Origin of the sequence: Sorangium sp. So ce295 (assembly GCF_051527405.1) — a bacterium.
In the GTDB taxonomy this organism is placed as follows: Bacteria; Myxococcota_A; Polyangia; order Polyangiales; family Polyangiaceae; genus Sorangium; species Sorangium cellulosum_B.
Genome location: NZ_CP150324.1, coordinates 8,495,550 through 8,512,412 on the forward strand (window position 1 = coordinate 8,495,550; position 16,863 = coordinate 8,512,412).

The following is a 16,863-nucleotide window of genomic DNA, read 5'->3' on the forward strand; positions in this document are numbered from 1 at the left end:
GGCGGCCGCGGCGGCGCCGCGCCACCAGGAGACGGGAGATGAAGCGCGATCTCAGGAGCACTCGACCCATGTTCTGCGCCGGGCTGCTCGTCACCGCGGCCGCGGGGGGCTGCAACGCGATCATCGGGCTCGAGGTCGGCGAGCTCGACGCCTCGGCGGGCGGCGCGGGCGCGACTGCTTCGAGCGTGTCGGCCGGCGGCGGGGGCGCCGCCGCTTCGAGCGTGTCGGCCGGCGGCGGGGGCGCCACCGCATCGAGCGTGTCGGCCGGCGGCGCAGGAGGCGAGGGCGGCGCTGGCGAGGGCGGCGCCGGCGGCGGGAACGAGGCGCTCTGCAGCTCCGCCCGCGAGGGAGCCGTCCGGCCGCCGTCGGGAGAGTGGGGCACGCTGTCCGGCCTGGCGGTCGTCGGCCTCGCGGCGCGAGACGGCGAGGTGACGGCCCTGGTCAAGGAGAGCCGGGTGCTCGCCAGCGAGCCCACCAAGCCCAGGACGGGGTTCTCGGTCGCGAGGTGGAGCCCGTCCGGGGTCCGCGAGAGCGCGTACGGGATGACGACCGGCGACATGCTCGGCAGCATCTCGGCCGAGCACCTGGCCGTCGTCTCGGACCTCGCTTATGTGGCCGGCTGGTCGGAAGCTCCCCTCACCTTGCTCGCGTCGGGCGGCAGCGGCAGGTGCACCGCCAGCGCGGGCGCGGACACCGGCCTCAAGCCGAGCTTCCTGCTGGCGCTCGACCAGCTGGGCAAGTGCAGGTGGGCCTGGAGCGTGGACGCCGAGTCCAACGCCTACCCGCTCGGGCTCGCGGCGACGACCGACCGGGTCGCCTTCGCCGTCTCGCGATCACGGGCGAAGAGCGCGACCACCGACGAGTGCGTCCTCGGGGCCGCCGACCAGCGCGGGGTCACGGACCTCGTGACCTTCAACGCGGGCGGCAAGTGCCGGTGGAGCCGCGCGCTCGGATCCTCCGCCGCCGTGCACGTCGCGGAGGTCATCGCCGCGCCGCAGGCCGGCGAGGTGCTCGTCGTCGGCGACTACGACGCGCCGGACGGGCCGCTCGACATCCAGGGGAGAACGCTCCCCCGCGCGCCGGATCGCGATCTGTTCGTGGCGCGCTTCCGGCTCGACGACGGCGCCCTGACGGGCCTCATCCCGCTCACCGCCGCTGGGAGCCAGGCGGCGGCGCGGCACGGGTCCGCGCTGCTCCCGGGCGGCGACATCGTGGTCGCCGGGACCTACACAGGGCCGTCCTTCAGCTTCGAGGACGACTGTCCGCTCCTGCCTCCCACGGGAGACACGGAGAACTCGTTCGTCGCGCGCGTCTCGAAGGAGGGAGTGGTCTGGAGCCGCGGCTTCGGCGACGAGAAGCGAGATCAGATGGTCGTCAGCCTGGCGGTGGACGGAGCAGGCGCGATCTACATGGCAGGGACGCTCGAGGGCGAGATCGCCCTGGGCAACGGCGAGACCCTCACGGCCAGGACGGACGAATTGCAGAGCTTTCTGATCGTGCTCAATCCCAGCGGCAACGTCCTCTCGGCGACCGCGTTCGCGGGCACAGGCACCGTGGGCGTGTGGGCGGTCGCGCCAGGCGCGACGATCGGCGATCCCTTCACCATCGGCGGTGAGCTGACGGAGACGTTCTCTCTCGTCCCCAGCGACCATCCCAGCGCGGAGCCGGGCGAGGGGTTCATCGCCCGGGTGAAGGGGTTACCGTGAGCGCCGCGCGCGGACGCCAGCGCACCACACGAGCAGTCCATGACATTTCCGCACGACGACACGCAGCCTGCGACCGGACCGCAGCGGCGCGCATTCCAGCCCGGGTTGACGAAGGGGGGACTGGCAGCTTCCATGAGAGGATGCGCTCGCTTCACCGCCTCTTCTGTTTCTGCCTCGCCCTCCCTGCCGGACTCAGCTGTGGATTCCCCGACGCCACCTTCACAGAACGCTCCAGCACAGGCGTGGGCGGCGCGAGCGGCACGACGGACTCGGCGAGCTCCGCCGCCGCGTCCTCGGGCGCGGCGGGCCCCGGCGGCGGCGCGGAGGCCTCCAGCGCCGGCGGGAACGGCGACGGCGCGACGGGCTCCGGCGGGAGTGCACCGGGCGCCGGCGGCGGCTCCGCGGGCTCCGGCGGCGGCTCGGCGACCTCCAGCGCGAGCGCCGGCGGCGGCTCCGCGGGCTCGGGCGGCTCGGCGACCTCCAGCGCGGCGACCTCCGGCGCCGGTGGCGGTTCGACGATCTCCAGCGCGAGCGCCGGGCCGGCGACCTCCAGCTCCAGCGGTGGCACCGTCGACTGCGACGCCGACAAGGACGGCTATCTGTCGATCGCGTGCGAGGGCGGCGACGATTGCAACGACGACAACCCCTCGGTCCACCCCAACCAGCCCAGCACCTTCTATGACACGCCGATCCCTCCGGGGCGCAGCTTCGATTACGACTGCAGCGGCGAGGAGGAGACGGAGTTCGGATCGGTCAAATGCACTGGCCTGCTCGTCTGTACCGCGGCGAGCGGCGTGTTTCTGAGCGACGTCCCGTGTGGAAGCCGGGGCCCGTTCGGGTCCTGCGACCTCACCTGCAAGTCGACAATCACCTTTCCCAGTTACGTCAGGGAATGCCATTGAGCCCGCGCTGCCCCGGTGGCGGCTTCGAGGATGCCACGCAACGGAGAGCCGACCCGATGAGACCCGACCCTCGTGCCATCCGATCCGTCGTGTCGTGCGCCTTCCTGCTCGCCGCGGCGGCGGGGGGCTGCAACGCGCTCATCGGGCTGGAGGTCGGTGAGCTGGATTCGTCTCAGTCCGGCGCGGACGCGACCTCGGCCTCCTCCTCGGGAGGCCCTGGCACCGGAGGCTCGGGCGCCGGTGGTGCGGGCACCGGTGGTGCAGGCGGCGGCGACGGCGGCGGAGGCAGCGGCGGCGACGGCGGCGGTGGAGGCAGCGGCGGCGATGGCGGGGGCGGCGACGGCGGGGGCGGCGGCGGGGGCAGCGGCGGTGGGGGTCCGCTGTGCAGCGACGCCGAGGGGACCGTCGTCGAGCCGTCGGCCAGCTGGGGAGCGACGCACGGCTTCGACGTCGGCGACCTCGCGGCGTCGGACGGCGCGCTGACGGCGGTCATCACGGAGGTCCTCGACAGCGGGGCGTTCCGCTTCTCGGTCGCGAAGTGGACCTCCGGCGGGGCAAACGACTCCCGGTACGGGCTGTCGGCGAACGATGTCTGGGGCTTGCACCTGGCTGCGGGCGACGGCGCCACCTACGTGGCCGGGGAGGCCGCGGGGGCAACCAACCTCCCCGGCGGGCTGCTCGACGCGTGCCGCGTCGGCCCTGCGCTGGTCGCCACCAGCTACACGACGAGCTTCGTCGCGGCGCTCGACGCGAACGGCCGTTGCGGGTGGGCGTGGAGCGTCGACGCGCAGCACAACACCACGGCGCGCGCCATGGCGGCGAGCTCCGAGGCGGTCGTCTTCGCCGTCGACGTGACGGACGCCGGCCGGAGCTTCGGCCCGTGCGAGCTGAAGAGCGTCCCGGCGGAGTCGGCGCTGCTCGCCGCGCTCTACCCGGCGGACGGCGCGTGCAAGTGGCAACACCGCCTCGGGCCGCGGGCGGCCGTGACCGTCAAGGCGCTCCCCGTCAACCCGAAGGCGGGCGGCAACCTCGTGACCGTCGTGGGCGACTACGAGTCGATCGGCGGAGCGGTCACGTTCGGTGGGCAGACCCCCTTCGCCTCGGAGCAGCGCGACGTCTTCGTCGCGCGCTACACGGCGATCGACGGCGCTCTGGTGGACTTGACCACGCTGAACCTCGAGGGAGATCAGCAGGTGGCGCAGCACGGCGCCGCGCTGCTCCCGGGCGGTGACGTCGTGATCGCCGGCTCGTACCGCGGGGTCGTCGACTTCGGCGGCGGCTGCCCCGCGCTGCCCGACGCGGGGGACACGGAGAGCTTCTTCGTCGCGCGCGTCTCGAGGAAGGGCGTCGTGTGGAGCCGCGGGTTCGGCGACGACAAGGAGAGCCAGGTCGCGGCCGGCGTGGCGGTGGACGGCGCTGGCGCGATCTACGTCACCGGGGAGTTCACGGGCACGATCCCGCTGGGGAGCGCCGGGAGCCTCACGACGTCCCAGAAGCGGGCGGGGTTTCTGATGCGGCTCGACGCGCAGGGCAACCTGATCTCCGCAACCAAGGTCGAAGGCGCCGGCACCGTCGCCCTCCGCGTCGTCGCGGTGGACGGGGCGCTGGGCGGGCCCGTCTACGTCGCCGGCGCCGTGACGGGCGCGCTCCGCCTCGACGGCCTCGCCGCGCCGCTCGGGAGCGAGAGTGATAACGAGTCCCGCGGGTTCATCGCGAGGCTCTCCGGCGCGCGCTGATCCGGGGGCCTTCAGACCGAATGAGTGAGCGCTCACTCTTGACGAGTGAGCGCTCACTCCGGTACACGGGACGCATGGCACCCCCAAGCCGGCGAGCTCCTCCCCTGCGTCCGGAGGAGCGTCGCGCGAGCATCATCGCGGCGACGATCCCGCTGCTGCGCCTGTACGGTCGCGACGTGACGACGGCGCAGATCGCGATGGCCGCCGGCACCGCGGAAGGGACGCTGTTCCGCGTGTTCCCCGACAAGGAGTCGCTGATCCAGGCCGCGATCGCGACCCAGTTCGATCCGGCGCCGACGCTGCGAGAGCTGGAGCGCATCGATCTGGCGGCGCCGCTGCGCGAGCGCCTGATCCAGGCGGTCGAGGTCCTGCAGCGCCGCGTCGAGGGCATCTGGCAGCTCATCTCGATGCTCGGCATGTCGATGCCGCCCCCCGTGCGCCCCGGGTCCGAGTGCGCCCAGGCGCCGCGCCAGGATGAGCAGGTTCACGCGCAGCTCGAGCGCCTGTTCGAGGCGTCGCGCGACGAGCTGCGCTGCGATCCGGCGTATGCGGCGCGCCTCGTCCGCATGATGACGTTCGCGGGCACCCACCCGCGGATCACCGACGGCATGCCCCTGACCGCCGCGGAGGTCGTGGAGGTCCTGCTCGACGGGATCCGCCGCCGCTCCGAGGAGGAGGAGCCTTGCTGAGGCAGCTGTTGCGCCGTTTCCTGCGCCCACAGGCGCGCTTGCTCGCGCTCGTCGTCGCGCTCCAGCTCGTGGCGACGCTCGCTTCGCTGTACCTGCCGAGCCTGAACGCCGACATCATCGATCAGGGCATCGCGCTCGGTGACACGCCGCGGATCCTGGAGCTCGGCGCGATCATGCTCGCGATCACCGGCGTCCAGATCGTGTGTTCGGTCGCCGCGAACTACGCCGGCGCGCGCGTCGCGATGAGCTTCGGTCGCGACCTGCGCGCGGCGGTGTTCCACCGCGTCGGCGAGTTCTCCGCGCGCGAGCTGTCGCGGTTCGGAGCGCCGTCGCTCATCACGCGCACGACCAACGACGTCCAGCAGGTGCAGACGGTGGTGATGATGGGCTGTACGATGCTCGTCATCTCGCCGATCATGTGCGTCGGCGGCATCGTGATGGCGCTGCGCGAGGACGGGTCGCTCGCCTGGCTTCTCGCGATCGCGGTGCCGCTGCTCGCGGGCGCCGTCGTCGCGATCATGTCGCGGATGGTGCCGCAGTTCCGTCGGATGCAGCCCCTCATCGACACCGTGAACCGCGTGCTGCGCGAGCAGATCACCGGCGTGCGCGTGATCCGCGCCTTCGTGCGCGAGCGCGCCGAGGCGGCGCGCTTCGAGCACGCGAACGGCGACCTCACCGAGACCGCGCTGCGCATCGGGCGCCTGCAAGCGCTGATGTTCCCGACCGTGATGTTCGTCTTCAACGCTTCGAGCGTCGCCGTCCTGTGGTTCGGCGCGCACCAGATCGCGGACGGCACGCTCGCGATCGGCTCGATGACGGCGTTCCTCGCCTACCTGGTGCAGATCCTGATGGCCGTGATGATGGTGACGTTCGTGGCCGTCATGCTGCCGCGCGCGGCCGCGTGCTCGGAGCGCATCGTCGAGGTGCTGGACACCGAGCCGTCCGTGCGCGCTCCCGACCAGCCCGTGACGCTCGTCGAGCCGACCGGCATCGTCGAGCTGCGAGACGTCGAGTACCGCTACCCGGGCGCCGAGCTGCCCGTCCTGCGCGGCATCTCGTTCGTGGCGCGCCCCGGGCAGGTCACCGCGATCATCGGCAGCACCGGCTCGGGCAAGACCACGCTGCTCGACCTGATCGCGCGGCTCATCGATCCGACGAGGGGCGAGGTCCGGCTCGACGGCGTCGACGCGCGCATGCTCGCCCTCGACGCGGTGTGGTCGTGCATCGGCCTCGTGCCGCAGCGAGCGTTCCTGTTCTCCGGCACGGTGGCCTCGAACCTGCGCTACGGCGACCCCGCGGCGACCGACGAGCAGCTCTGGGCGGCGCTCGCCGCCGCGCAAGCGCGCGACTTCGTCGAGGCGATGCCGCGGAAGCTGGACACGTCGATCGGGCAGGGCGGCACGAACGTCTCCGGCGGCCAGCGCCAGCGGCTGTCGATCGCCCGCGCCCTGCTGCGCCGGCCGCGCGTGTTCCTGTTCGACGACGCCTTCTCCGCGCTCGACGTCGCGACCGAGGCCCGTCTGCGGGCCGCGCTCGCCGAGCGCACGCGCGCCGCGACGGTGATCGTCGTCGCGCAGCGCGTGTCGAGCATCGTCGACGCGGACCAGATCCTCGTGCTCGACGACGGCGAGATCGTCGGCCAGGGCAAGCACGGCGAGCTGCTCGCGTCGTGCCCGACGTACGCCGAGATCGTGGCCTCGCAGCGCGACGCGGCGGTGGCCGCATGAGCCCGCGTCACGCTGGTCCCCCGCCCGCCGCCTCCGCGGGGGCGCGCTCCCCGATCCTGCCGCGCGGCCCCTTCGGCATGGGCGCCGCGCCGCCGCAGAAGGCGAAGCAGTTCGCCCCCTCCGCGCGGCGCCTCCTCCGCCGCCTCGCCCCCGAGCGCGCGCGCCTGGCGGTCGTGCTCGCTTGCTCGCTGCTCAGCGTGGGGCTCGGCCTGGCCGGTCCGAAGCTGCTCGGCCGCGCGACGGACATCATCTTCTCCGGCGTGATGGGCGCTCGCCTCCCGGCGGCCGCCACGAAGGCCGAGGCCGTCGCGGAGCTCCAGCGCTCCGGCCAGGCGCGGCTCGCCGATCTCGTGGGCCACATGGACGTCGTCCCCGGCCGCGGCATCCAGCTCCGCGAGCTCGCCGAGCTGCTCCTGCTCGTGATGGCGCTCTACGCCGGCGCGTCGCTGTTCGCCTGGCTGCAGGGCTACCTGCTCAACGACGTCGTGCAGAACACCGTGCGGCAGCTCCGCGCCGAGGCGCAGGACAAGCTCGCCCGCTTGCCGCTCGCCTACTTCGACGGCCGCCCGCACGGCGAGCTCTTGAGCCGCGTCACGAACGACGTCGACAACGTCGCGCAGGGCCTGCAGCAGACGATGACGCAGATCATGAACGGCGCGCTGACGCTCCTCGGCATCGTCGTCATGCTCGTCGTGATCTCGCCGGTGCTCGCGGTGATCACGCTCTTCACCGTGCCGCTCTCGGTGCTCACGACCGCGGCGGTCGCGAAGCGCGCGCAGGCGAAGTTCGCCGCGCAGTGGGCGCAGGTCGGCGTGCTCAACGGCCAGATCGAGGAGGCGTTCACCGGGCACGCGCTCGTCAACGTGCTCGGGCGGCGCCGCGACGTCGAGGCGCGCTTCCAGTCCACGAACCAGGAGCTGTTCGAGACCAGCTTCCGCGCGCAGTTCATGTCCAGCATCATCATGCCGGCGGTCAATTTCGTCGGGAACCTGACCTACGTCGCGATCGCCGTCATCGGCGGCCTTCGCGTCGCGTCGGGCGCGATGCTGCTCGGCAGCGTGCAAGCGTTCATCCAGTACTCGCGCCAGTTCTCTCAGCAGCTCGGCCAGCTCGCGTCCGTCACGAGCGTCCTGCAATCGGGCGTTGCCTCCGCAGAGCGGGTGTTCGAGCTGCTCGACGAACAGGGCCAGTCCCCCGACGCCACCCCGCCCGCGGCCCTGCCGAAGGTGAGCGGCGAGGTGCGGTTCGAGCACGTCACGTTCCGCTACAAGCCCGACGAGCCCCTCATCGAGGACCTCGACCTCACGATCCTGCCAGGCCAGACGGTCGCGATCGTCGGCCCGACCGGCGCCGGCAAGACAACGCTCGTGAACCTATTGATGCGGTTTTACGAGCTCGACGGCGGTCGGATCCTGATCGACGGCGTCGACATCGCGCGCTTGCCGCGCCACGAGCTGCGCGCGAAGCTCGGTATCGTGCTGCAGGATACATGGCTGTTCTCCGGCACGATCCGCGACAACATCGCGTTCGGCAATGCGGCCGCGACCGAGGCCGACATCCAGGAGGCCGCGCGCGCGGCGCACGTGGACCGCTTCGTGCGCGCGCTGCCCGCGGGTTACGACACGGTGATCAACGAGGACTCGGGCAACCTGAGCGCCGGTGAGAAGCAGCTCATCACGATCGCCCGCGCGTTCCTCGCGAACCCGGCGATCCTGATCCTCGACGAGGCGACCTCCTCGGTCGACACCCGGACCGAGGTGCTCGTCCAGCGCGCGATGGCGGCCTTGCGGGCCCAGCGCACGAGCTTCGTCATCGCGCATCGCCTCTCGACGATCCGCGACGCCGACATGCTCCTCGTGATGAACGCGGGCCGCATCGTCGAGCGCGGCACACACGCGGAGCTGCTCGCCGCAGGCGACGCCTACCACGCGTTGTACCAGACCCAGCTCGCCGGCAACGGGGGGAGCGGCGTGAAGCTCGAGGGCTACTCTGCTGCCCTCAGTCGATGACCGCGGTGGCCTCGACCTCGACCAGGTGCTCGGGGTCGGAGAGCGCGCTGACGCCCAGCAGCGTCCCTGGCGGGACCGGCGTGACTCCCAGCTTCGCGGCTGCCCGACCGATCCCCTCCAGCAGCAGGGGCATCTTGTCGGGAGTCCAGTCGACAGCGTAGATGGTCAGCTTCGCAACGTCGTTGAAGGAGCCGCCAACCCCGGCCAGGGCGGTGGCCACGTTGAGGTAACACTGCTCGACCTGAGCGGCGAAGTCGCCCCTGCCGATCGTCCTTCCATCGGCATCCCAGGCGACCTGACCTGCGACGAACACGAGCTTCGACCCGGTGGCGATCGACACCTGTCGATACGCCTCGATCTTCGGCAACCCGCCGGGGTTCACCAGGGTGATGGCCATGCTACCTCCTCCGTCCTCTCTCTGCGCGCAGGGCGGCATGCCCGGCCGCGCGCTGGTTAGATGCGCCCTCCCCGCCGCGACCGGTAGACGCACGGCGCGAAACGAGCCGATGAGCGCTGCTATACAATCGCGCCATGAACCGCGCGACGGACCGCTTCGAGGGTCTGACCGTCTTCCTCACCGTGGCGAGGCACCGGAGCTTCCGCGCCGCCGCCGCGGAGCTCGGCGTGACAACGGGCGCCGTGAGCCAGGCGATCCGCGCCCTCGAGCGCCGCGTCGGCCTCCCGCTCCTCTCGCGCACCACGCGCCGCGTGGGGCTCACCGAGGCCGGCGAGCGGCTGCACGAGCGCCTCGCGCCCGCGGCCGGTGAGATCAGCGCCGCGCTCGAGGCGCTCGACGAGCTCCGCGGCCAGCCCGCGGGGCTGCTCCGCCTCACCGTCGCCCGGACGGCCGTGCCCTTCGTGATCGAGCCGGTGCTCCCGCGCTTCCGCCGCGCTTACCCCGACGTGGCCGTCGAGATCTCGGTAGACGACACCCTGGTCGATCTCGCCGGGACCGGCTTCGACGCCGGCGTGCGGCTCGGCGAGGACCTCGCCCAGGACATGACCGCCGTGCGCCTGACCCCTGATCTCCGCTGGCTCGTCGTCGGCGCGCCGGCGTATTTCGCGGCGCACGGCCGCCCGGAGGAGCCCGAGGATCTGCTCGCCCACACGTGCATCCGGTACCGATTCCAGAGCGCCGCGCTCTATCGCTGGGAGTTCGTGCGCGATCACCGCGAGATCACCGTGCAGGCCCCCGGCACGCTCACGGTGAACGACGCCGATCTGGCGGTGTCCCTCGCGCGCGATGGGCTCGGGCTCGCGTACATGTTCGATCTGGCCGTCGCCGAGGATCTGGCGAGCGGGGCGCTCTCTACGGCGCTCGAGCGTTATGCGCCGACGGGCCCCGGGTTCTTCCTCTACTTCCCCGCCCGCGCGCAGGCGCAGGCGAAGCTGCGCGCGTTCATCGACACGGCGCTCGCCGTGCTCATGCCAGAGGGCCGGCGGAAGCCGAAGGAGACGCGCGCCGCCTCGTGAGCTCCCCGGGCGCCTCCAGCGCCCACCCTCCGGTCACCGCGCGCGCTGGCGCTGCCAGGCGACGATCCGCGTGACCGCCTCGTCGACCTGCTCGACGGGGGCCGCGAAGGACAGCCGGACGTACCGCGCGCCGCCGACGCCGTCGAAGTCCGTGCCCGGCGTGAGCGCCACGCCCGTGTCGGCGAGCAGCCGCTCGCACCACGCGACCGAGTCGTCCGTGCCGACGTCGGCATACAGGTAGAAGGCGCCGTCGGGCGGGGCGACTTTCCAGCCGAGCTCGGGCAGCCGCCGCAGCAGCAGGTCGCGCGCGGCCGCGTAGCCCTCCACCAGCCGGTCCGCCTCGGCGTACGCCTCCGGAGTCAGGGCCGCGAGCGCCGCGTGCTGCGCCAGGGCGGGCGGGCAGAGCGCGAGGTTTCCCGCCAGCGCGTCGACCGTCGGGACGAGCTCCGGCGGCAGCACCAGCCACCCGAGGCGCCAGCCCGTCATGGCCCAGTACTTCGAGAAGCTCGACACGACGACGGCGCCCGCGTCGACGTGGCGCGCGGCCGTCGCCTGGCGTCCGGCCCACGGGCCGTAGGTGAGGCCGTGGTAGATCTCGTCGCTCACGAGCCGGACGCCGTGCTCCGCGCACCAGCGCGCCATCGCGTCGAGCTCCGCGGCGTCGACCATCGTGCCCGTCGGGTTCGCCGGGCTCGCCAGGATCACGCCGTCGAGCTTTGCACCGTCGCACGCGGCCATGAGCTGCGACGTTGTCAGCTGGAAGCGGCTCTCCGGGCCGCACGACAGCTCGACCACCTCGACCCCGAGGGAGCGAAGGATGTTCCGGTACGCCGGGTAGCCCGGGCGAGCGAGCGCCACGCGGTCACCCGCCTCGAACGCCGCGAGGAACGCGAGCAGGAACCCGCCCGACGACCCCGTGGTGAGGGCGACGCGCGACGGGTCGAGGTCCACGCCGTACCAGCGGCCGTAGTGCTCCGCGAGCGCGCGGCGCAGCGCCGGGATGCCGAGCGCCTCGGTGTACCCGAGGTCGCCCTCCGCGAGGAGCGCCGCCGCCCGCGCGCGCACGGCGGCGGGCGCCCCTGAGCCCGGCTGGCCCGCGCACAGGCTGATGACCGGCTCCCCCGCCGCGCGCCGCGCGTTGGCGGCGGCGAGCACCTCCATGACCGCGAACGGCGGCACCTGCGAGCGGCGGCTGATCCTCACCCGGCCATCCTTCTCCCCCGCCGAAGACAGGCCATTTACAGCACGAGAGCTCCGCTGTCAGCAGAGGAAATCCGATGGCTGGAGCAGGACGAGAGCCGTGCGTGAAGCCACAAAAGCGAGAACGCGGCCGGTGAAGGCCGCGTTCTCTCTCTCGTTGCTCGCCGCGACGGCGCGTCCGCTCAGGCGATGAGCGGGGCGATGAGGAGCGACACGACGCCCATCACCTTGATGAGGATCGAGATGCCGGGGCCCGACGTGTCCTTGAAGGGATCGCCCACGGTGTCGCCGACGACGGCGGCCTTGTGGGCGTCGGAGCCCTTCGCGTGGCCGTCGAGGCCGCCCTTCTCGATGTGCTTCTTGGCGTTGTCCCAGGCGCCGCCGCCGTTCGCCATCATCAGCGAGAGCACCGCGCCGACGACGAGCGCGCCGGCCAGCGTACCCGCGAGGACCTCGGGGCCGGCCACGAAGCCGACGACGACCGGCGCGAGCACCGCGATGGCGCCGGGCGCGATCATCTCGCGGATGGCGGCCGACGTGGCGATGTCGACGATGACCTTCGGCTGCGGCTCGGCGCCCGGCTTGCCCTCGAGCAGGCCGGGGATCTCGCGGAACTGACGGCGGATCTCCTCGACGATCGCGCCGGCCGCGCGGCCGACGGCGGTCATCGTGAGCGCGCCGACGAGGCACGGGAGGAGCGCGCCGAAGAGCAGCCCCATGAGGACCTTCGCGTCGGTCAGGTACAGCACGAGCTCCGGGAGGCCCTTCGCGCGGCGGACCGCGTCGACCTCCATGTTGAAGGCGGCGAACAGCGCGACGACGGTGAGCACCGCCGAGCCGATCGCGAAGCCCTTGCCGACGGCCGCGGTGGTGTTGCCGACCGCGTCGAGCTCGTCGGTGATCGCGCGGACCTCCTTGCCGAGGCCGGCCATCTCGGAGATGCCGCCGCCGTTGTCGGCGATCGGGCCGTACGCGTCGACGGTCATGACGATCGCGGTGCCGGCGAGCATGCCGACCGCGGCGAGCGCGATGCCGTACAGGCCGAGGTAGTGGTTCGAGATCCAGCCCACGGCGACGAGGGTCATGAGGGGGATCGCGACGCTCTCGAGGCCGACCGCGATGCCGCGGATGACGTTGGTGCCGGGGCCGGTGAGCGAGCTCTGGGCCACCTTGTGGATGGGGCCCATCGACGTGTAGTAGTCGGTCACGAGGCCGACGATGGCGCCGCCCGCGGCGCCGGCCGCGAGGGTGATGACGGTGCCGGAGCTGAAGCCGAGCCCCGGGAGGATGCCGGCCGCCGCGAGCACGACGAGGAACGGCGGGACGATGAGCGCGAGGCGCAGCACCCGGGCCGGCGGCAGGTTCTTGAGCGCGCGGGTGATGAAGATGCCGACGACCGAGACCGCGAGGCCGATCGTCGCGAGGAGCAGCGGCAGCGACACCGCCATCGCGCGGAGCTCCTGCTCGCTCACCGACGGCGCGAGCTGCTGCAGCTTGGCGATCGGCAGGGTGAGGCCGAGCGCGATCGCGGCGACGACCGCGGCCACGTAGCTCTCGTAGATGTCGGCGCCCATGCCCGCGATGTCGCCGACGTTGTCGCCCACGTTGTCGGCGATGACGCCCGGGTTGCGCGGGTCGTCCTCGGGGATGTTCGCCTCGACCTTGCCGACGATGTCGGCGCCGACGTCGGCGGCCTTCGTGTAGATGCCGCCGCCGATGCGGGCGAAGAGCGCGATCGAGCTCGCGCCGACGGCGAACGAGTGGACGATCGTCGCGAGGTGCTCGTGGCTGCGGAACAGGGCGTAGATGCCGCCCAGGCCGATGAGGCCGAGCCCCGCGACGCAGAGGCCCATGACGGCGCCGCCGTCGAGCGCGGTGACGAGCGCGGTGGGCTTGCCGTGCGCGCGCGCGGCCTCGGCCGTGCGAACGTTGGCGTACGTCGCGGCCTTCATGCCGAAGAAGCCGGCGATGAGCGACAGGAACGCGCCGGCGGCGAAGGCGCCCGCGGACAGGAGCCCGAGCGTCGCGGCCAGGAGCGCAAAGACGGCGGCGGCGTAGACGGCGAGCACCTTGTACTCGCGCGCGAGGAAGGCCATCGCCCCCTCGCGGACGTAGCGCGCGATGCGCGCCATCGTCTCGTTGCCTTCAGGGGCCTTCTTGACACGCACGTAGAAAGAGCGTGCGACCATGAGCGCGACGGCGCCCGTTAAGAGCGACTGGTACGACAATGCATCCACGGGTGATGGTCCTCTCGCCCGCCCCCGGCCGGAGCGAGCGCCGGCTCACTCGTCCGTCCACGACGGCGGATCAAGTGGGAAATTGCGTTGCCTCGGTTCAGGCTGCCGCCCAGGGCGAAATCTTGAGCTGGCGCCAGGGATGTGGCGTCCGCAACGTCGGTCGTGCTGGTCCCCGCGCGAGCCAACAGCGACCGTGACATCGGAATGTTCCAGACAAGGACGGCGCACGCGACGCGAACGGGCGCGTCGGCGATCCACCCACGGGGGGCGATCCAGCGGCGCGTCCGGCGGCGGCCAGCGCTACTCGAGCAGCGCGAGCGTCCGCGGATCGGGCTCGCCGCCGCAGTACTTGTCGAGCGCCGCGAGGAACGCCCCCTCGCCGGGGGCCGCGCGGGAGAACAGGGTCATCGACGAGCAAAACTTCATGTCATCGGGGCTATCGAAGATGTCGTAAAGCGAGCGCCCCTCGATCTGGTTCACGAGGCGAGTGCACTCCAGCAGTCTCGGACCGAGCGTCGGGTGCTGCAGATACGCCTCGGCTTCGGCCTTCGAAGCGATGCCGAACCTCTGCGCCATGGCGCTGTGGCCCAGGCCCTTCAGCTGCGGAAAGATGAACCACATCCAGTGGCTGCTCTTCTCTCCTCGGCGCAGCTCGGCCAGGACGCGGGCATAGACCGGAGCCTGCGCGTCCACGAATCGTTTCAGGTCGTACGGATCGGGCATGGGCGCTCCTCGACCGCCAGAGTAGCATTCGATCCGTCGCCGGCCCTCCAGCTGCGATGAGGATCCGAGCGAATTCAAGGCGCTTCGCGCGAACAGATGATCGCTGCTCGCGCCAGCCCGCCCGGATGGAGCGATGGGCAGGGCTACAGGCCCGTGTGCGTCCCCGTGATCCAGACGGTCGCGTGGGAGCCGTCGGGCTGCGTGGCCCAGGTGCGGACGCGGTACTTGCTCGTGGCGACCTGCTGCGCGGTCCCGTAGTTCTCGTGGAAGTAGACGAACGCCGGCGTCGAGCAGTGCCCGCGCCCGGTCAGCGGGTTGTCCCAGAGCCACGTGCCCGCCTGCTCCTTGTACGTGAGCTGCACGAACTGGCTTGTCGCGGCGTCCCAGCGCTGCACGCGCGTGGCCATCTTGGTGTTCGCGCAGTCGCTCATCGCCTGCGACGCGTCGCTCCACGAGGTGGACGAGGAGCCCCAGAAGGTAGGCTGCACGTCGAAGCGGTATGTCTCCGGGGTCTGGTGCTGGTAATAGCCGGGCACGGGGAAATCCACGATCGTCGTCGCTCGATCCTGCCCGATGTCCGGACAGATGCCGTCGATCCACTGGTAGGCGCGGACGTAGGTCTCGGTTGCTCCGACCGCGGTGAGCTGCGGGCTGGTGAAGTTCGGGTCGGTCCCCATGGCGCAGGGGTCAGGGTTTCCCCCGAGCGCCTCTGCGCTCTCCGCGGTGTCTTCCTCGTCGAAGCTGCCGCCGTCCGCCGCCACGCAGCCCGTGACCATCGAGAAGGTGATGAGACCGAGACCGAGATGATACGCAGCAATCTTCATGGTGTGACTCCCCTTGGTATGCCGGCCTCTCAGGCCGCGTCCACGCCCGCCCCCGCACCCGCCCCCGCCCCCAGCCAGAGAGCAGGGAGCGTGCCTGCGACGATCCCCTGAGCGCTCCTGTGCCTTCAATGCTCTCGCAGCGCAGGATCGCGACTCAGGTCGTAGGGCAGACCGCCGCTCGACCCGGCGATGGAGGCGGCAGCCTCCTCCATCGGCAGGGCGATGGAGGCTCGCGCCTCCACCTCGGCCCGCGAGCTGCTTGAAGCCCGCGAGCCGAAGCCGCCCGCCGGAGCTCGCGACGCGGCCGTCGTCGGATTCACCTGACGCGCAAATTTCGAGTGCAAAGCGACGAAGCGTGGCCCGCGGGCTGGCCGCTTGCGTAGACGGCAGACGCGACGATGCTCACTCCTTGAATCGCGGCCAGCGCTCGACGATCGGTGGTGCATGCGGAACACGGAGCACCTGGGTATCCTTTGTGTCATGGCGCTTGAACGGAGGGCGGCGCGGCTCGTGGCAGCGGGCGCCACGATGCTCGCCATGGGCTGCAGCGGGAAGTGGACGGCGCAGGAGAGCGGCGCAGCAATGGCCGGCGGCGCGGGCGGGAGCGAGGGCACGGCGCAGGGCGGCGATCCGGGGAGCGCGGAGGCCTGCGCGGCCGGGGAGGCGCGCTGCAACGCGAGCGGCCTGCGCGAGACGTGCACGAGCGACGGCGCCTGGAGCGTCTCGGATTTCGTGTGCGCGCGAAGCGTCGCGGTCGACGACGAGGTCGGCAGTACCTGTGTGACGAAGGCCGACGGCAGCTATCGTTGCTGGGGCGACGATCCGGGCGGCGCGCTGCCCGCCGAGCGCTACCGGCGTGTCCAGCTCGCGCGACAGGGGCTGATCGGGCTCACCGAGGACGGTCGGCTGCTCGCGGCGGGCACGGTCCTGCCAGACGGGCTGCCACCTGCCTCCACCTTTCGAGCGACGAACATGTGGGACTACACGGGCGTGTGCCCGCTGTTCGTGGACGGGTCGTTCGCGGTGGTGCTCGATGGCACGTCGTTCAACCGCCCTCTGCCCCCGGACGAGGATGCGGTGAGAAGGATGGAGGGCTCGTTCACGCAAGCGTTCTGCGTCTTCGAGGGGCTCGCCGTCGGCGTGCGCTCCGACGGCAGCCTGTGGCAGTCCCACGGCACGGAGACACCCCCCGGTGAGTTCACCGAGGTGGCGTTCAGCAACCGCATCTTCTGCGCGCTCACGAAGGCCGGCGGCATCCGGTGCTTCGAGCCGAACTTCGCTTGCAGCCGCACCGGCATCGTTGACTGCGCCGGGCCGGAGTATCCCGAGTTCTCGGGCGGACCGTACCGTTCCATCACCGCCACCGACGGAGCGGTGTGCGCGATCGACGCCGAGGGGGCCCTCACGTGCAGGCGCTATGATGGCGCCGACATGCCGATCGACGCCGGGCGCTTCACGTTCATCGAAGGCGGGAACAGCGTCCTTTGCGGCGTGCGCACCGACGGCTCGGCCGCCTGTTTCCGCCACGGCGGCTGGAGCCTTGATGAGGTCGGTCAGTTCGTGCCCGCGGCGCTCGACCCCGGCTGGTGAGCGCCGGGGTCGCGATCGTGCCAGCGAAGCGCAGGCACGGCGGCGGC

The 16,863-nt window shown here is 71.9% G+C and carries 13 protein-coding genes; 8 read left to right on the forward strand and 5 right to left on the reverse strand.

Features of this window, described 5'->3' with window-relative positions; translation table 11 throughout:
• The first annotated feature begins 38 nt into the window (after nucleotides 1-38).
• The 6 genes from WMF11_RS32065 (at nucleotide 39) to WMF11_RS32090 (ending at nucleotide 8,769) form a co-directional block, all read left to right on the forward strand.
• Nucleotides 39-1,706, forward strand: coding sequence for a hypothetical protein (locus WMF11_RS32065; RefSeq protein ID WP_437973448.1), 1,668 nt, complete (start codon nucleotides 39-41; stop codon nucleotides 1,704-1,706).
• Between the two features lie 242 nt (nucleotides 1,707-1,948).
• The gene (locus WMF11_RS32070; RefSeq protein ID WP_437973449.1) at nucleotides 1,949-2,608 is read left to right on the forward strand and encodes a hypothetical protein; all 660 of its coding nucleotides are present in this window, start codon (nucleotides 1,949-1,951) and stop codon (nucleotides 2,606-2,608) included.
• Nucleotides 2,609-2,664: 56 nt separating this feature from the next.
• Nucleotides 2,665-4,344: a hypothetical protein gene (locus WMF11_RS32075; RefSeq protein ID WP_437973450.1), complete on the forward strand. Its 1,680-nt coding sequence runs from the start codon at nucleotides 2,665-2,667 to the stop codon at nucleotides 4,342-4,344.
• A 74-nt stretch (nucleotides 4,345-4,418) separates the two neighbouring features.
• Nucleotides 4,419-5,033: a TetR/AcrR family transcriptional regulator gene (locus tag WMF11_RS32080; RefSeq protein ID WP_437973451.1), complete on the forward strand. Its 615-nt coding sequence runs from the start codon at nucleotides 4,419-4,421 to the stop codon at nucleotides 5,031-5,033.
• Nucleotides 5,027-6,760 carry an ABC transporter ATP-binding protein gene (locus WMF11_RS32085; protein WP_437973452.1) on the forward strand — a complete coding sequence of 578 codons (1,734 nt, stop codon included), beginning with the start codon at nucleotides 5,027-5,029 and terminating at the stop codon, nucleotides 6,758-6,760. Before WMF11_RS32080 ends, WMF11_RS32085 begins: the two co-directional genes overlap by 7 nt.
• Nucleotides 6,757-8,769: an ABC transporter ATP-binding protein gene (locus WMF11_RS32090; protein ID WP_437973453.1), complete on the forward strand. Its 2,013-nt coding sequence runs from the start codon at nucleotides 6,757-6,759 to the stop codon at nucleotides 8,767-8,769. The genes WMF11_RS32085 and WMF11_RS32090 overlap by 4 nt, the downstream gene beginning before the upstream one ends.
• On the opposite strand, the gene WMF11_RS32095 is transcribed toward WMF11_RS32090, so the two are convergent.
• Nucleotides 8,759-9,166 carry a RidA family protein gene (locus WMF11_RS32095; RefSeq protein ID WP_437973454.1) on the reverse strand — a complete coding sequence of 136 codons (408 nt, stop codon included), beginning with the start codon at nucleotides 9,164-9,166 and terminating at the stop codon, nucleotides 8,759-8,761. The two genes, WMF11_RS32090 and WMF11_RS32095, sit on opposite strands and share 11 nt — an antisense overlap.
• A 134-nt stretch (nucleotides 9,167-9,300) precedes the next feature.
• Here WMF11_RS32095 and WMF11_RS32100 point away from each other — a divergent pair, with 134 nt between their 5' ends.
• Complete coding sequence (locus tag WMF11_RS32100; RefSeq protein WP_437973455.1) at nucleotides 9,301-10,242, forward strand: LysR family transcriptional regulator; 942 nt, start codon at nucleotides 9,301-9,303, stop codon at nucleotides 10,240-10,242.
• A gap of 33 nt (nucleotides 10,243-10,275) precedes the next feature.
• On the opposite strand, the gene WMF11_RS32105 is transcribed toward WMF11_RS32100, so the two are convergent.
• From WMF11_RS32105 to WMF11_RS32120, 4 genes are all read right to left on the reverse strand, one after another.
• Complete coding sequence (locus tag WMF11_RS32105) at nucleotides 10,276-11,445, reverse strand: pyridoxal phosphate-dependent aminotransferase (RefSeq protein ID WP_437973456.1); 1,170 nt, start codon at nucleotides 11,443-11,445, stop codon at nucleotides 10,276-10,278.
• Nucleotides 11,446-11,624: 179 nt separating this feature from the next.
• Nucleotides 11,625-13,679 carry a sodium-translocating pyrophosphatase gene (locus WMF11_RS32110; protein WP_437542551.1) on the reverse strand — a complete coding sequence of 685 codons (2,055 nt, stop codon included), beginning with the start codon at nucleotides 13,677-13,679 and terminating at the stop codon, nucleotides 11,625-11,627.
• A gap of 300 nt (nucleotides 13,680-13,979) precedes the next feature.
• Entirely contained in the window at nucleotides 13,980-14,402 is a 423-nt protein-coding gene (locus WMF11_RS32115; RefSeq protein WP_437973457.1) for a DUF1810 domain-containing protein, read from the reverse strand.
• Nucleotides 14,403-14,545: 143 nt separating this feature from the next.
• Nucleotides 14,546-15,226, reverse strand: a complete 681-nt coding sequence (locus WMF11_RS32120; protein WP_437903053.1) for a hypothetical protein — start codon at nucleotides 15,224-15,226, stop codon at nucleotides 14,546-14,548.
• Between the two features lie 480 nt (nucleotides 15,227-15,706).
• Here WMF11_RS32120 and WMF11_RS32125 point away from each other — a divergent pair, with 480 nt between their 5' ends.
• A complete protein-coding gene (locus WMF11_RS32125; protein ID WP_437973458.1) occupies nucleotides 15,707-16,816 on the forward strand; it encodes a hypothetical protein in 1,110 nt (369 codons plus the stop codon).
• Nucleotides 16,817-16,863 lie beyond the last annotated feature (47 nt).

Bases quoted from the DNA above. Each gene is read 5' to 3' on its own strand.
- WMF11_RS32065 (WP_437973448.1), top strand. From the start codon at position 39: ATGAAGCGCGATCTCAGGAGCACTCGACCCATGTTCTGCGCCGGGCTG.
- WMF11_RS32075 (WP_437973450.1), top strand. From the start codon at position 2,665: ATGAGACCCGACCCTCGTGCCATCCGATCCGTCGTGTCGTGCGCCTTC.
- WMF11_RS32080 (WP_437973451.1), top strand. From the start codon at position 4,419: ATGGCACCCCCAAGCCGGCGAGCTCCTCCCCTGCGTCCGGAGGAGCGT.
- WMF11_RS32090 (WP_437973453.1), top strand. From the start codon at position 6,757: ATGAGCCCGCGTCACGCTGGTCCCCCGCCCGCCGCCTCCGCGGGGGCG.
- WMF11_RS32095 (WP_437973454.1), bottom strand. From the start codon at position 9,166: ATGGCCATCACCCTGGTGAACCCCGGCGGGTTGCCGAAGATCGAGGCG.
- WMF11_RS32100 (WP_437973455.1), top strand. From the start codon at position 9,301: ATGAACCGCGCGACGGACCGCTTCGAGGGTCTGACCGTCTTCCTCACC.
- WMF11_RS32115 (WP_437973457.1), bottom strand. From the start codon at position 14,402: ATGCCCGATCCGTACGACCTGAAACGATTCGTGGACGCGCAGGCTCCG.
- WMF11_RS32120 (WP_437903053.1), bottom strand. From the start codon at position 15,226: ATGAAGATTGCTGCGTATCATCTCGGTCTCGGTCTCATCACCTTCTCG.
- WMF11_RS32125 (WP_437973458.1), top strand. From the start codon at position 15,707: ATGGCGCTTGAACGGAGGGCGGCGCGGCTCGTGGCAGCGGGCGCCACG.